Raw genomic sequence first — 13,214 nt, 5'->3', positions numbered from 1 at the left:
TGGAGCGAATATAGATGTCGGCAAGCGCCACCCCCTGCGAAGAACGGACGGCCCACGGGGCCTTGCAATGGCCCGCGCGCCTGTGGATCGCGCTCTTGATCTTCAGTGGCGTGATCCTGCTGGACGGGCTCGACATCTCGATGATCGCCGTCGCCATTCCCGAGATCCAGCGCGAGTTCGGCATCAGCGCGGGCACCGCGCAATGGTTCGTCGGCGCCTACATCCTGGCGTTCGGCGGCTTTCTTTTGCTGGGCGGGCGCTGCGCCGACCTGTTCGGCCGGCGGCGCGTGCTGGTCGCCGGGCTGGCGGTGTTCGCGCTGGTGTCGGTGCTCGGTGTGTTCGCCGACAACGCGTTCCTGCTGATCGTCTCGCGCTTCGTCAAGGGCATGGCCGCGGGCTTTACCGGGCCGGCCGCCATGTCGCTGCTGGCCACCACCTTTGCCGAGGGCCCGCAACGCAACAGGGCCTTCGGCATCTTCAACCTCTTCGAGGCCTCGGGCTACTCGTCGGGCCTGCTGATCGGCGGCCTGCTCGCGGCAATGAACTGGCGCTTCATTTTCATCCTGCCGATTCCGGTGGCCCTGCTGCTGCTGTGGGCCGCACTGCGCTTTCTGCCGCCGGACCCGCCGCGCACCGAGCGGCTGCGGCTCGACATGGGCGGCGCGCTGACGCTGGTCGCGGGAACGCTGCTGCTGGTGTTCACCGTCGTCTCCGCCGAAGAAGCGGGCTGGGCGTCGCTGCGAACCATCGGCGGATTCGTGACCGCCCTCCTGCTGCTCGCGGGCTTCGTCGTCATCGAGCGCAACGCGAAGCAGCCGCTGATTCGGCTCGGCATCTTCCGCAATCGGCGCCTGGTGGCGGCGAACATCAGCGCGGCGCTTCTGTATGGCGGCGCGATGGGCTTTCAGTTCTTGATCGCGCTGTACCTGCAGAACCTGCAAGGCTGGAAGCCGTGGCAGATGGCGCTGGTGCTGCTGCCCGCGGGGCTGATGGTGGTCGTGATCGGGCCGAAGATCGGCGCGCTCATCAGCAGGTTCGGCGTCGGCCGGGTGCTGTGGGTCGGGCTCGCGGCCTTCGTGCCGTGCTACCTGCTGATGCTGCGCATCGGCCCGGAGCCGGATCTGTGGGGGGTGTTGCTGCCCGCATCGGTGCTGTGGGGCGTGGGTTTTGCGCTGAGCATCTCGGCGCTGATGGTCGCCGGCACCAGTGGCGTGGCCGACGAAGAGCAAGGGCTTGCCGCCGGCTTGCTCAACAGCTCGCTGCAGGTGGGCGGGGCCTGCGGCCTCGCGGTGGTCACCGCAGCGATCTTGCCCGGCACACAGCTGTCGATGCTGTATCCGGGCGTGGCGGTCATCCTCGTGTTCGCGGTGCTGACCCTGCTTGCGCAGTGGAGGCCGCGCGACGCGGATGCCGCCGGAAGCTGACTGACGAAGATCAGGCCGCGTTGACCACGTCCTTCAGTGCCTTGCCGGCCGTGAACTTGGGCGCCTTGCTGGCCTTGATGGTCATCGGCTCGCCGGTCGACGGGTTGCGGCCCGAGCGCTCGGGACGGCTCGCCACCGTGAAGGTGCCGAAGCCGATCAGTTGCACCGTTTCGCCACGCGCCAGGGCGTTCGACAGGTTGGCGATGGCGGAGTCGAGCGCGCGGGCTGCGTCGGCCTTGCTGAGGTCCGTGTCAGTGGCGATGGCGGCGATGAGTTCGGTCTTGTTCAAAACGAGGGATTCTTTCTTCAATGGAAGGGTTGGTAAAAATGTCAGTGCGCGCAAAGCGCACCGGCACCGAATTTAAACGCCCCGGAGCCCGTATCGTGGGACGCAGGCGTTTCAAAACTGAAACATCGTGATTGATGACCGGGTCTTGTTCGTCGGCGCCGACCGCCATCGCGGCGCTCCGCCTACCCGAAACCCCGTGCCCGCCAGGCAGAATGCCGGCCCGACGAGCCTGCCGGGTTTTCGCGCCGAAGCAACGGCGCGTACGCATGCAGCTCCTGGGGAGCGATGTCGTAGGCCCGGCGAAACGCACGCGTGAAGCTCGATGCGTTGTTGAACCCCAGCCCCGCCGCGATGTCCTGCACCGCCACATGCGGAAAACGAACCAGCTCGTCGGCCGCCATTCGCAACCTGCGGGCGCGAATGTATGCGGCCAGGCCGCCTTCGTGCTCGAACAGGCGGTACACGCTGGCACGCGACAGGCGCAGCGACTGCAACACGCTGTCGGGAGACAGGTCGGGGTCATGCAGATGCTCCTCGACATGGCGCCGCACCTGCCCATGAACCGCCGCCCGCACCGCCGCGCGGGCGCCACCCGACAGCCCCGCCTGCCGGCTGAAAACCGCGGCCAGCAATTGAATCGCGGTGAAAAAGGCCTCGCTTGCCTCTTCCCTGCCAAGACCTACGATCTGCCGATTGAGCGCGACCAGGTGCGCCACCAGCGTGCGCGCCAACGGCGTGGTCGCCTCGACGCGGCGGCCATGCAACGACGCCGCATCGGGAAAGGCGCTCTCGACCAGCGCGCGCGGCACGAAGAACAGCAGCATCCGCCCACGAAAACTCCGGATGGTGCACGGCTGGTCCATGTCCAGCGCCAGGATGCTCGGCGCGGACGGCACGGGAGGCGCGTGCGGTGTCTCGGCCTGGCGCTTGTGGCCGTGGAAGTGAGCGGGCGCGCCTTCCAGGAACACGCTGAAAGTGATGTCGCGCACGCTCTCCGTCGACACGCGGCCCAGCGACCGCACCGCCACGTTGGGGCTGGTGTGGATGTCGAAGAAAGTCAGGTCGCCTATGGAGAAACGGGACAGCGAGGCGTCGAAGCTTTCTTCGCCATGCGCCGATGTCGGGCGTATGTCATACACCGGGCTCATGCGCTCCTGCCAGGCCGACAGGCTTTGGCGGGCGTCGCCCTGCACGCTGAAACTCGTGTGGACGATGCCGGGCGCGAGCACCGGCGGCACCGGTGGCAGCAGCAGGCGTTCTCGTTCTGCAACAACGCGATCTGAGGACATGAAGGTGGGCAGGGCGGAATTGTGTGAAGGTGCGCGAAGGTGCTGGTGGCCAGCGATTTTCATCGAGAAGCATCGGGTTCAAGAGCCACGACGGGCCGCGTGCCGCACAGCCCACTGCTGTGGTCGAATCCGGTGACCCAACTTCAGCACCTGGAACCCCATGCACCGCAGAACACTTCTTGCCGCAGGCTCCGCCGCCATCATGCAACCCACGCTGGCATTGGCCCAGGATGCCGCCGACCCCTGGGGTGCCGCGGCGGGCTACCCCACCGGCTGGGGTTCGCCGCGCGGGCTGTCTCGCGACAAGCGGATGAGGGTCGGCAATTTTTCGGGCGGCTTCGAGTCGATGCTCTCGAACCGCACCATCCAGTGCGGGCCGGAAGACGTGTTGCGCGACGCGCCCCGCGGCAATCTTCGCTACAACTTCAATGGCGCCTCGAAGACGCCCGACGACTACATGGCGACGGCACCGGTCACCGGCCTGCTCATTGCACGGCGCGGCGAAGTCTGGTTCGAGAAGTACCAGTTCGGCCGCAACGCAGAGATGCGCATGATGGGCTGGTCGATGTCCAAGAGCGTGACATCGCTCCTGCTCGGCATCGCCTTGGACCGCAAGGACATTGCCTCGCTCGAAGACACGGCCGCCGTGTACGTGCCTTCGCTGGCCGGCACGCTGCACGGCGAAACTACGCTGCGCAACCTCATGAACATGTCCAGCGGCGCCGACATCGTTCATGAGCAAGGCAACAACACCATCTACCCCGCCGCGCTCACCGGGCCGCGCGCGGACATCGAATCGACCGTGCACAACTGGAACACCCGCAAGGAAGCGGCCGGCACCCGCTTCAACTACAACGAACTGTGCCCGCTCACTATCGGCATGGTGCTGAGGGCGGCCTGCCGCATGAGCCTGTCCGAATACGCCGAGCAGTTTCTCTGGAAGCCGATGGGCGCCGAGGCCAACGCGACGTGGCTCACCGACAGCCACCGCAACGAGTTCAACTGCATCGGCTTTGCCGCGCGCCTGCGCGACTGGAGCCGCCTGGGCCGGCTGGTCGCGCAGCGCGGCCACATGAACGGCCGGCAGATCGTTAGCCGCGAATGGATCGAGAGCTACAGCCGCTGGGAATCGAACGAAGCGCAGGTCCGGTATGGCGCACTCGGCACGCCGGCGCCCGCCGCCTACAAGGCCTTCATCTGGCACGCGAAGGCGGATGGTTCCTGGCCGCTTTTCAGCGGCGCAGAAGGGCAACGCGTGCTGATCGACATGAAGACCCAGACGGTGCTGGCGCAGACCGGCATCGACAGCGCGGGGGATTGGCAGCGCGAGATTTATTCGCTGTTTCAGGCGGCGGTGGCCGCCGGATAGCGAACGGGTTGGCTATCGCTTCAACCAGCCCAGCCCCTTGGCATGCAGGCTCTGCACATAGAGCCGATCGCGCGTTTCGGTGATGCCCGTCGTCTCGGGGTAGGCGCCCGTCTCGTCCTGCAGGCTGGACAGCACCTTGCCGTCTTCGCTGAACGCGACCACATGGCCGTAGGCTTTCGGCACCGGCCAGAGCGCGCGCGGCAGGCGCATCGTCACGCTGCGCAGAAAGGGCTTGCCGGCCAGCTTGTCGATGGTCGGGTTGCGCGGCTTCACCAGCCCCACCCAGATCTTGCCGTCGAGCCCGCGCATCAGGTTGTCGGGGTAGCCGGGCAGGTTGTCGAGCAGCACGGTGGCTTGCGAGTTGGCGCTCGCACCCACGTCGAGGTTCCGCGCCTCCACATCGATCTTCCAGATGCGGTACTTGCCCGTCTCCGCGACGAACAGGTTCTTTTCGTCGGCGCTCAATGCCACGCCGTTCGCGAACGCCAGGCCGCGCGCCACGACACGCGTGGCCTTCGTGGCCGGGTCGTAGGCCAGCACCCTGCCCGTGGCCGCCTGCTCCAGGATGTCGAGCACGCTGGCCTCGAAGGTACCGCCCCAATCGGCCGGCGCAAAACGGGTCGACGCGTCGGTGAAATACATCGTGCCACTGCGCGCCACCACCACGCCATCGGCATAAAGGATCGGCTGCCCTTCGACCTGGTTGGTGAGCACGCTGATCTGCTTCGATGGACTGACCGACAGCAACCCCTTCATGGCGTCGGCCGCGATGAGATTGCCCGCCGCGTCGAAGTCGAAACCGAGCACGCGGCCGCCCGTGTTGACGAACACCTCTTGCGCGCTGCCATCGGCGCTCATGCGAAGGATGTTGCCGCTCAGCACCGTGGTGTAGAGCTTGCCGTCGGGGCCGATGGCGATGTGCTCCGGGCCCTCTTCGCGGCCGAGGTCGATCATGTTCAGGTGAGACAGCTTGTCGTTCACCGCGAAGGCGCCGGTGTAGCCGGGATCGGTGGGAGCGGACCAGACGACGGGTTTGACGGGCACCGGCCACAGCGCGAGGTAGGCGATGGCTGCCAGGAGCAGGAGGCCGAGAAGCGCAAGAGTTTTCTTCAGCATGTCGTTGTGTCCTGCTTTTGGGAAAGACCTCGATTCCGGTGACTTTTCGTCAGTCTGTCGGCAACCGGCCATCACCTGTCATTCGTTGATGATCGGGCTGCACTGCACCGGCGCAGCGCTGACCAGCTTGTGCACCATCTCCGCGTTCTCGGCCTTGTAGATTTCGCAACGACGGAGTGTCGCGTCCAGCTCTTCCATGTATTCGGAGATGCAGCTGTTCGTTACCTTGCAGCGCGCGACCAATTGCTTTTCCCTGATCTGGTACTTGTCTTGTTCCGCCGCCAGCGTATCGAAGGCGAAGGTTGCAGTGGAGAAGGCGCAGCTTGTCTTGATGAAGTCCGCCATCTGCGCGACGGTGCTCGACGTGTCGATCTTCTGGTCGGGAAACAACGTCTTCGTGTCCTTCAGGAGCTGCACCTTTCGCCCCGCCGCGGCGGCGCACTTGGCAAGATCGGCGGGCGCCAATTGAAGCTTCGATCCGGGGGACGGAACGGGCTGCGCGTTGACCACGGCGTGAGACACAAGAAGGCCAAGGAGAAGAGCGAGTCGCACGGGGCGAAAGGGAGCGCCGAAGAATGAGCGGTTCATGTTTGCACCTGTTTTTTCAATGGAGGTTCACTTGCTTTTTTCGGCGAGCATGCAGCGCCAGAAGACGGCCTCCATGAAGCTGCGCTGATCGTCTTCGGTATCCACCTTGTAGGCCTCGTCGGCAAGCGAAACCAGCATCGCTTCGGGATAGATGTTGCGATCTGGCGTCTTCTTCAATGCGATCTGGATCGCCTCGACCTTCGGAACGCGACGCTGCTTGGCGTAGTGGTACAGAAGGGGCAGATCAAGCCTTGCGTAGCACGTGCGGGCGACGGTCCAGGGGCGCGGCAGAGGAACACCCAATCTCGCCCCGCATGCGTAGATTTTGTCGGTCGCAAAATCGAAGTGGTAGGCGATTTCGCCTGCATCGACCCGCCGGAAAAGTTCGGCCGCCAACTCCTTGTCAAATGTCGACGGGCCGATGTAGGGGAGCACAGCGTTGCGGTCGCGATGGCTCGAAATGTAGCTGCGCGCCATATGAAGCGCCAGAAGGCCTTCGGAACTGCAGAGAAGAAAATTCTGCCTCTCCGCACCCAACGATTTTCCGATCTGGAGAACCTCTGCCGAATGCTCCTTCGGCACCGAACCACAGCCGGAAAGCATGCACGCGACAAGGGCGCCACACACGACCGTACCTCGGACCGATATCGAGCGCAACACAAGCCCTGCCGATTTCCAGTTCGACCTGTCGAGGCTTCTTCCGAGATTCGCGACTCCTCCCATAAAGCGCCTTCTACTGATCTGTGTTGTGTTCATGCGGCCAACGAACGGAGCCGTGCAGGGATTGGCAAATGTACATGCACCGAATGCACCGGTGCGTTCGTCAAGTCGCCGACGCAGCCAGGCGCTAGTGCCCCGCCAGCTCGGCCTGATAGCGCCGCAGCAACGCCACCCGCTGCGGCCTGAAGCTGGCGCCCGTGGCCTCCACCGACTGGATGCGCTCAGCGCGGAACATGCGGAAGTCTTCGCGCAGGCAGCACCACGAAAGCACCACCAGCATCCTGTCGAGATACATGATCGCGAGCGGCCAGATCTTTCTTTCGGTCGCCTCGCCGCCGCGGTCGGTGTAGCGGATCATCAGCGCCTCTTCGCGCCAGCAGCCCTCGCGAATGACGCGCATGTCGGGCAACGGCGCGTAGCGCTGCTGTTCGTCGTCGAAGCGATGCACCTGCGACACGGCATGGACGATGTGCTGCTGGCTCGTCGACGGCAAGGTCGCCACCACCTTGCCCAGCACCGACGCGGCCGCCTTGGCCAGAGCCGCATCGCCCATGTGCCGCACCTCGGCCAGGCCCAGCGCCAGCGCCTCGATCTCGATGCGGCTGAACATCTGCGGCGGCAGCGTGCCGTCTTCGATCAGGCAATAGCCATAGCCGCGCTCACCGCCGATGTCGGCGCCGGCCGTGCGCAGGCTCTCGATGTCGCGGTAGATCGACCGCACCGACACGCCCGTTTCTTCCGCCAGCACGGCCGCGGTGACGGGCGCGGGCAGCGTGCGCAAGGCCTGGAGAAGACGGAAGAGGCGGTCGGGGCGGGCCATCGGGAGTTCGAGGTTTCGGAGGTGATAGCAACTGCCAGGAATTGACAGGTGGTCTGGCTAGAGTAACAGCAGCAATTTCGCTAACCGTTCTTCTCTTCTTCAACGCTACAGAAAGAAAGCCAGCCATGTCTGTCAAAGCAACCGCGCACATCAATCTTCGAGGCAACGCCCGCGAGGCGCTCGCGTTCTATCAGTCTGTCTTCGGAGGACAGATGCAGGTCATCACGTACAAGGACATGGGGCATGTGCAAGACCCCGCCGACGCCGACCACGTGGTGTGGGGCCAGGTGGCGGCCGACAAGGGGTTCTGCGTGATGGCGTTCGACGTGCCGACCGGCACGCCGTGGAACCAGGGCGACAACGCGTTCTTCGTTTCCGTGCGCGGCGAGACGGCACAAGAGATCGCCGCGCTGTGGGAGAAGCTGGCCGAAGGTTCGACGGTGCTGCAGCCGATTGCGGCTTCGGCGTGGTCTGCGCTGTATGGGATGTTGAAGGATCGGTTTGGGGTGGTGTGGGTTTTGGATGTGGCGGCGCAGTACAGCGCGGGTTGATGGGCGCTGTGGCCCGCTGTTTACGTGACGCCGCAAGGCATCGCTTCAGGTCCGATGCACCGACAGCTAACATCGGCCGCCATGAAGAAACCGGCGAAAAATCTCAACAGAAAGCGGACCCAGCAGCAGTTGGTGCGCATCGCGCTGCGTGATTGGGGAAGTGACCGGCACTGGTGCGCGATTGTCGAGTTGCAGTTGCGCGGTTCGCCGCACACGCTCGGCCTTGCGCAACGACTGGCGGGGAGTGCGAGTTGGAGACGTCGAAGCCTCGGCCTGTACATCGCATCCCAATTGCGGCAGCGCAAACACGATGGCGATTTCGGCAGCATCGAGTACGCCATGGACGAGACGCAATCGCTGTTGCTCGCGGGCCTGCACGATGCGCACGATGAGGTGGTTCGCGCGGCGGTCTCAGGGCTCGGTCATCGGCCGCACCCTGCGGCGCTGGGCGAACTCGTTCGACTGTCGACGCATCGCGATGCGTTGCTTCGGTGGGACGTTGCGGTCGCACTGGGTCGATACCCTGAACCGGCCGCCATTGAAGCGCTGCTTCGGCTTGCGGGTGACGCAGATGACCTCGTGCGCAACTGGGCTACGTTCGGCCTGGGCTCGATGCAGGATGTGGACACGCCGGCGATCCGCGAGCTTCTATGGAAGAACCTGCAGGACCGTGACCCAGAGGTCCGCGGCGAGGCGCTGGTGGGGCTGGCGGAGCGAGGTGACCCGAGAGCCACTGACTATTTGGCCGAACACCTGAACGCCGATTGCCGCGTGTTCGAACTGGATGCGGCGGAGAAGTTGGCAAGTCCTCTGCTACTGGATGCGCTGCGAAGAACTGCGCGTGACTTGAAAGAGTCAGAGGTTGGTAGCTATTGGCTTGCTCGCCTGCACGCAGCCATTGCTGCGTGCACCGTGACGGCCTAGCGCGACAAGGAAGGCGGCCGACGCCGCAGCGCATCCGTCTCCATGGTTTCGCTGCCCGCTAGAAACCGAAGACCAACAGCAAGTTGTTCGCAGGCATCGCATGCCGCTCGCGCAACGCGAGGCCAGATCGGTGAGCCTCTTCCGCTACGTCCTTCAGGCGGCGGATGCCCCACGCGGGATTGCGGGCACGCAAGTCTTCATCGAACGCTTGATTGCTCGGCGCTGGCGGGACGTCTTCTTCGAAGTAAGGTCCGTATGTGATCAGCACCCCGCCAGGAAGCAGATGACGTGCGGCCCCTTGCATCAGGGCCGCGCACGTGGCCCACGGCGCGATGTGCAGCATGTTGGCGCAGTAGATCGCGTCGAACTTTTCTTCCCCTTGAGCGAATGCGAAGCCCTCCGATGGCCATTGAGGTGACATCACGTCGAGCAGGAGTGGTGAACGGAGATTGGGGAGCGCAGCTTCTGCAACCCGACCGGCAAGCGCGGGGAGCATGCGCGCATCTGCATCGGTGGGCTGCCAGATCCATTGGGGCATTGCTGCTGCGAACCAGGCGGCGTGCTGACCTGTGCCGGATGCGATCTCCAGTGCAGTGCCGCGCTCGCCGAGGATGCGGGTCAGTGCATCGAGGATGGGCTGTTTGTTGCGGTCGGCGGCGGGGCTGTAGGGAAGGTCGGGCATGCGGATTGGACTTTGATGAGGGCGGTTTGAAGGGTATCAGGGCAAGATAAAGCAGGCACATGCAGCAGTCACTTGCCCGCGCATCATCCATCGCCCAAGGTGAGTGACCGACGCCGACGGCAGCTCACCCGCTCAAGCTGGCCGCGTCACCATTTGCCAGGAAATCTGCGGAGGCCGAACACTGGCGCACACCGGCCCACCATCCTTCATGGTTCCGTGGATGCGAGCCTCGATCGCGGCATCCGGCTTGCCTGCCGCGCTTTCCGCAAGCTCGATTGGAATACCCGCCAGCTTGATCTTCGCCCTTCGCTCCCACGGCGTCCCCATCTGGCCTGCGTAGAAGCCGGAGTTCACGTACACGAACCGGTCTGTGGGCGTGCCTTGTGCAAAAGGGCCCCGGAAGTTGGGGGACCCATCTGCGAGTGAAGGTCCAAGCGCCAGCGTGATTGCGAACGACACCACGTCTGTCGTGGCGAGGAAGGGCTTCACCAAGCCATCGCGACCGCATTGCACGGCAAAGTCCACGCCAGACGGAGGCGACTGCAGGGTGAGAATGAGTTGAAGGTGTCTCGCTTGATCGGTCTGCATAGGCTGCAGTTTAGAGGCCACGCTCGCACCGGCTTGATCCGCACGCCGAAGCCGCCCTGGCTGCGCAGCCAAGGGCCAGGTGGGATGCGCGCAGGGCATTCTGCGGCCTCGATACTGAGGCAGAATCCGGCGCGAGTGGCACGGCATGCTGGCCGAATATGAGCGTGCGGAGAGATGTCAAAGTGCGACCACAACTAGACATTCGTCACAGCCCTTCCGATTTCATGATCGCCATCGGCTCACATCGCATTCGAACGAATACATTGGGTCAACTGGCTGTCTGGAGCACCAGGCGACGAGAAAAGGGAAACTTGATGAAGCGCGTCATCTTCGGGCTCGTGTTGATCGGATTGGTCGCAGGCTGCGCAGGTCCAAGGGATTCCGCAAAGCAACCTGTTGCGCCCAGAGAAATTGTCTGGCAGAAGCCAACAGCAGACGACGCGATCGTCTACCTTCTGCGATCGCCCCACGACAAGTCCGTGCTGGTTCCGTCTGTTGATGGCTCGCCCACTCAGACCTTGCCGGTAGACACATACATTGCCCTGCGCCTGCCACCTGGCACACACCGCCTCGCCGGTGCCAAGTCCAATACACCCGACTCGAAGATTGACAGCTTGTCGATCGAACTCAAAGCGGGAGAACGGCGGTTCTTCTACGTCTCCACCGCGTTGAGTAATCCAGACCACCTGGGCGGATCGATTGGATCTGCGGTGGGAACCCAGCTTGGCCTTGTAGCTGGGGTTGTGGCGACAGTCATCATTGCTTCCCAGCACAAAGAACCTTCCGGGTTCGGAACCCATCGATGGGTCGAATGCGAAGACATCGACGCCCGCGGACTCGCCTCGATTTCCGTGGAGGTGCTAGCCGTTGATGACGCGCGAAATCGCCCCTAGTTGGTCAGAACCGGACATTCAGGACTTCATGCGAAACACGTCGAATAAAGCGACACGGACGCGCCGAACATGGCTTGAGAGGACGGGCTATGTTCTGGCCGGCGTTGGCATCTTGCTGCTGATACTGCTCAGCTCTGTCTTACCAATCAACCTCTTCGGTGATCATCGACACTACTACCGCGTGGCGCCGGTCGAGAACGGTTGGATCATGGCCGCAGTTCTCTCTGCGCTCGGAATTTTGCTGGCGCTGATTGGACGAGTGCGACGCACCAAGAGCCGTTGACGACTGTCAGCCACAAACGGACCTTCGCAACGCCCTCTCAATTGAGCCGCGCTGACTGACGATGCCGAAGCTCACCCCAGGCCATCGTCCATTGTTTCAATGAAGACTTGTGCAGCAAACCATTTCAAGTCAAGGCTGAGCCACCGTGATGGAGTTGGGGCCAAATCCCGTGCGGAAGGGACTGCCCGTGACGGCGGTGAGTGCGCCGGTGGCCGCATCGATGGTGAATGCCGAGACGGTGTCGCTGCCTATGTTCGCCGTATAGGCGAGGGTGCCTATGGGGTTGATCGTGATCGCCCAGGGGCCGAATGCCGTGGCGAACGGGCTGCCCGTGATGGCGGTGAGAGCGCCGGTGGCGGCATCGATGCGGTAGGCCGAGACGGAGCTGCCGCCAGTGTTCGTCACATAGGCGAAGGTGCCTGCGGGGTTGACTGTGAGGGCGATGGGACCGGATCCCGTGGCAAACGGGCTGCCCGCGATGGCGGTGAGCGCGCCGGTGTCTGCATCGATGCGGTAAGCCGAGACGGTGTTTGCACCAGCGTTCACCACATAGGCGAAGGTGCCTGCTGGATTGACTGTGACGGATTTGGAACCATATCCCGCGGCGAACGGACTGCCCGCGATGGTAAGCGCGCCGGTGTCGGCATCGATGCGGTAGGCCGAGACGGTGCTGTCGCCCTGATTCGCCACATAGGCAAAGGTGCCTGCTGGGTTGACTGTGACCGAGCTGGGACTGTTTCCCGTGGCAAACGGGCTGCCCGTAATGGCCGTGAGCGCGCCGGTAGCGGCATCGATGCGGTAGGCCGAGACGTTGTTGCTGTCTTTGTTCGCCACGTAGACGAAGGTGCCTGCGGGGTTGACTGTGACTTCGTTGGGGGCGGCTCCCGTGTCGAACGGGCTGCCCGTGATGGCCGTGAGCGCGCCGGTGCCAGCATCGATGCGGTAGGCCGAGACGGTTTTGTCGGTCCAGTTCAGCACATAGGCGAAGGTGCCTGCTGGATTGACAGTGATGGAGAAGGCGTCACTTCCCGTGGTGAACGGGCTGCCCGTGATGGCGGTGAGCGCGCCGGTGGTGGCATCGATGCGGTAGGCCGCGATGCTGCCGCGAACGCTCGTCACGTAGGCGAATTGCTGCCTGGTGGCACAGGCCACGCTCACGTTGCTCACATTGCTCGTGCCAATGACCCCAGTCCCGTTCGTCACCACACAGGCCTGAGTCCGGGGCCGGGTGCCGACCGTCACCGTGTAGGCCGCCTCGGTGACCAGACCGGATGCGGCCTGGAATGTCCCGTTCTGTGACATCACCATAGGCTGGCCATTGCTCAGCAGGGTGACCGACTCCCCCGCGGCCAGACCCGAGAGCGAACCGGTGACCTGGTAGGTCGCCGTGTTGCCCGGAGCCGGCGCGGAGGGCGCAATTGCGTTGCCAGAGGGCGGCGCGAAGGGCAGGCCACCACCGCCGCCACTCCCACCACCACAAGCCAGGAGTGACAGCGTCACAGCGGCCGCGAGGCTCAAGCCGATGCGTCTTGCACGCCCAGACGAAAGAAGCGCGACAGCGGCGCGGTGCATGGAAAGCTTGGGCATGGAATTGGGCACCGTAGAACAGGCGCAACAAGATGTGGACTTATGTAAGCGTAGTCTCCTCATGACGAGGAGTCACTCACCGAAACGTGTG

The 13,214-nt window shown here is 64.0% G+C and carries 15 protein-coding genes; 6 read left to right on the top strand and 9 right to left on the bottom strand.

All coding sequences use genetic code 11. The features are described from left to right. Nucleotides 1-14: 14 nt before the first annotated feature. Nucleotides 15-1,424 carry an MFS transporter gene (locus DBV14_RS22690; protein ID WP_124462302.1) on the top strand — a complete coding sequence of 470 codons (1,410 nt, stop codon included), beginning with the start codon at nucleotides 15-17 and terminating at the stop codon, nucleotides 1,422-1,424. 10 nt (nucleotides 1,425-1,434) lie between these two features. On the opposite strand, the gene DBV14_RS22685 is transcribed toward DBV14_RS22690, so the two are convergent. Both DBV14_RS22685 and DBV14_RS22680 read right to left on the bottom strand, forming a co-directional pair. Then, nucleotides 1,435-1,713, bottom strand: a complete 279-nt coding sequence (locus DBV14_RS22685) for an HU family DNA-binding protein (protein ID WP_124462301.1) — start codon at nucleotides 1,711-1,713, stop codon at nucleotides 1,435-1,437. Between the two features lie 182 nt (nucleotides 1,714-1,895). After that, nucleotides 1,896-3,002 (bottom strand): helix-turn-helix domain-containing protein, encoded by a 1,107-nt coding sequence (locus DBV14_RS22680; RefSeq protein ID WP_260397190.1) that lies wholly within the window; start codon nucleotides 3,000-3,002, stop codon nucleotides 1,896-1,898. 160 nt (nucleotides 3,003-3,162) lie between these two features. Here DBV14_RS22680 and DBV14_RS22675 point away from each other — a divergent pair, with 160 nt between their 5' ends. Continuing rightward, nucleotides 3,163-4,371, top strand: a complete 1,209-nt coding sequence (locus DBV14_RS22675) for a serine hydrolase (RefSeq protein WP_124462299.1) — start codon at nucleotides 3,163-3,165, stop codon at nucleotides 4,369-4,371. Between the two features lie 12 nt (nucleotides 4,372-4,383). Here the strand turns inward: DBV14_RS22675 and DBV14_RS22670 are convergent, their stop codons facing one another. From DBV14_RS22670 to DBV14_RS22655, 4 genes are all read right to left on the bottom strand, one after another. Next, complete coding sequence (locus DBV14_RS22670) at nucleotides 4,384-5,487, bottom strand: SMP-30/gluconolactonase/LRE family protein (protein ID WP_124462296.1); 1,104 nt, start codon at nucleotides 5,485-5,487, stop codon at nucleotides 4,384-4,386. A gap of 78 nt (nucleotides 5,488-5,565) precedes the next feature. Beyond that, nucleotides 5,566-6,075: a hypothetical protein gene (locus tag DBV14_RS22665; RefSeq protein WP_124462294.1), complete on the bottom strand. Its 510-nt coding sequence runs from the start codon at nucleotides 6,073-6,075 to the stop codon at nucleotides 5,566-5,568. A gap of 27 nt (nucleotides 6,076-6,102) precedes the next feature. Then, nucleotides 6,103-6,831 (bottom strand): hypothetical protein, encoded by a 729-nt coding sequence (locus DBV14_RS22660; protein WP_124462292.1) that lies wholly within the window; start codon nucleotides 6,829-6,831, stop codon nucleotides 6,103-6,105. Between the two features lie 91 nt (nucleotides 6,832-6,922). Then, a complete protein-coding gene (locus tag DBV14_RS22655; RefSeq protein WP_124462290.1) occupies nucleotides 6,923-7,615 on the bottom strand; it encodes a YafY family protein in 693 nt (230 codons plus the stop codon). Between the two features lie 125 nt (nucleotides 7,616-7,740). Between DBV14_RS22655 and DBV14_RS22650 the strand changes: the two genes are divergently transcribed. Further along, the gene (locus DBV14_RS22650; protein ID WP_124462288.1) at nucleotides 7,741-8,166 is read left to right on the top strand and encodes a VOC family protein; all 426 of its coding nucleotides are present in this window, start codon (nucleotides 7,741-7,743) and stop codon (nucleotides 8,164-8,166) included. Between the two features lie 81 nt (nucleotides 8,167-8,247). Next, complete coding sequence (locus DBV14_RS22645) at nucleotides 8,248-9,090, top strand: HEAT repeat domain-containing protein (protein WP_185546096.1); 843 nt, start codon at nucleotides 8,248-8,250, stop codon at nucleotides 9,088-9,090. A gap of 58 nt (nucleotides 9,091-9,148) precedes the next feature. On the opposite strand, the gene DBV14_RS22640 is transcribed toward DBV14_RS22645, so the two are convergent. Together DBV14_RS22640 and DBV14_RS22635 are read right to left on the bottom strand one after the other, a co-directional pair. Next, on the bottom strand, nucleotides 9,149-9,772 hold the full coding sequence (locus tag DBV14_RS22640; protein WP_124462284.1) for a DUF938 domain-containing protein: 624 nt from the start codon (nucleotides 9,770-9,772) through the stop codon (nucleotides 9,149-9,151). Between the two features lie 132 nt (nucleotides 9,773-9,904). After that, a complete protein-coding gene (locus DBV14_RS22635; protein WP_124462282.1) occupies nucleotides 9,905-10,360 on the bottom strand; it encodes a DUF5990 family protein in 456 nt (151 codons plus the stop codon). A 224-nt stretch (nucleotides 10,361-10,584) separates the two neighbouring features. On the opposite strand from DBV14_RS22635, the gene DBV14_RS22630 reads away from it, so the two are divergent. Further along, the gene (locus DBV14_RS22630) at nucleotides 10,585-11,253 is read left to right on the top strand and encodes a hypothetical protein (protein ID WP_124462280.1); all 669 of its coding nucleotides are present in this window, start codon (nucleotides 10,585-10,587) and stop codon (nucleotides 11,251-11,253) included. Continuing rightward, complete coding sequence (locus DBV14_RS22625; RefSeq protein ID WP_124462278.1) at nucleotides 11,231-11,536, top strand: hypothetical protein; 306 nt, start codon at nucleotides 11,231-11,233, stop codon at nucleotides 11,534-11,536. Before DBV14_RS22630 ends, DBV14_RS22625 begins: the two co-directional genes overlap by 23 nt. 129 nt (nucleotides 11,537-11,665) lie before the next feature. Here the strand turns inward: DBV14_RS22625 and DBV14_RS22620 are convergent, their stop codons facing one another. Beyond that, a complete protein-coding gene (locus tag DBV14_RS22620; RefSeq protein WP_185546094.1) occupies nucleotides 11,666-13,123 on the bottom strand; it encodes a beta-propeller fold lactonase family protein in 1,458 nt (485 codons plus the stop codon). Between the last annotated feature and the right edge of the window lie 91 nt (nucleotides 13,124-13,214).

This window comes from Variovorax sp. KBW07 (assembly GCF_003852515.1).
Taxonomy (GTDB): domain Bacteria; phylum Pseudomonadota; class Gammaproteobacteria; order Burkholderiales; family Burkholderiaceae_C; genus Variovorax.
The sequence above is the reverse complement of the archived record's forward strand: the minus strand, read 5'-3'. Positions and strand labels throughout refer to the sequence as shown.

What these genes read in the sequence shown, in the direction of transcription:
- DBV14_RS22680 (WP_260397190.1), bottom strand. Translation starts at nt 3,002, where the DNA reads ATGTCCTCAGATCGCGTTGTTGCAGAACGAGAACGCCTGCTGCTGCCA.
- DBV14_RS22665 (WP_124462294.1), bottom strand. Translation starts at nt 6,075, where the DNA reads ATGAACCGCTCATTCTTCGGCGCTCCCTTTCGCCCCGTGCGACTCGCT.
- DBV14_RS22640 (WP_124462284.1), bottom strand. Translation starts at nt 9,772, where the DNA reads ATGCCCGACCTTCCCTACAGCCCCGCCGCCGACCGCAACAAACAGCCC.
- DBV14_RS22630 (WP_124462280.1), top strand. Translation starts at nt 10,585, where the DNA reads ATGATCGCCATCGGCTCACATCGCATTCGAACGAATACATTGGGTCAA.
- DBV14_RS22690 (WP_124462302.1), top strand. Translation starts at nt 15, where the DNA reads ATGTCGGCAAGCGCCACCCCCTGCGAAGAACGGACGGCCCACGGGGCC.
- DBV14_RS22645 (WP_185546096.1), top strand. Translation starts at nt 8,248, where the DNA reads ATGAAGAAACCGGCGAAAAATCTCAACAGAAAGCGGACCCAGCAGCAG.
- DBV14_RS22635 (WP_124462282.1), bottom strand. Translation starts at nt 10,360, where the DNA reads ATGCAGACCGATCAAGCGAGACACCTTCAACTCATTCTCACCCTGCAG.
- DBV14_RS22675 (WP_124462299.1), top strand. Translation starts at nt 3,163, where the DNA reads ATGCACCGCAGAACACTTCTTGCCGCAGGCTCCGCCGCCATCATGCAA.
- DBV14_RS22670 (WP_124462296.1), bottom strand. Translation starts at nt 5,487, where the DNA reads ATGCTGAAGAAAACTCTTGCGCTTCTCGGCCTCCTGCTCCTGGCAGCC.
- DBV14_RS22620 (WP_185546094.1), bottom strand. Translation starts at nt 13,123, where the DNA reads ATGCCCAAGCTTTCCATGCACCGCGCCGCTGTCGCGCTTCTTTCGTCT.
- DBV14_RS22650 (WP_124462288.1), top strand. Translation starts at nt 7,741, where the DNA reads ATGTCTGTCAAAGCAACCGCGCACATCAATCTTCGAGGCAACGCCCGC.
- DBV14_RS22625 (WP_124462278.1), top strand. Translation starts at nt 11,231, where the DNA reads ATGACGCGCGAAATCGCCCCTAGTTGGTCAGAACCGGACATTCAGGAC.
- DBV14_RS22655 (WP_124462290.1), bottom strand. Translation starts at nt 7,615, where the DNA reads ATGGCCCGCCCCGACCGCCTCTTCCGTCTTCTCCAGGCCTTGCGCACG.
- DBV14_RS22660 (WP_124462292.1), bottom strand. Translation starts at nt 6,831, where the DNA reads ATGAACACAACACAGATCAGTAGAAGGCGCTTTATGGGAGGAGTCGCG.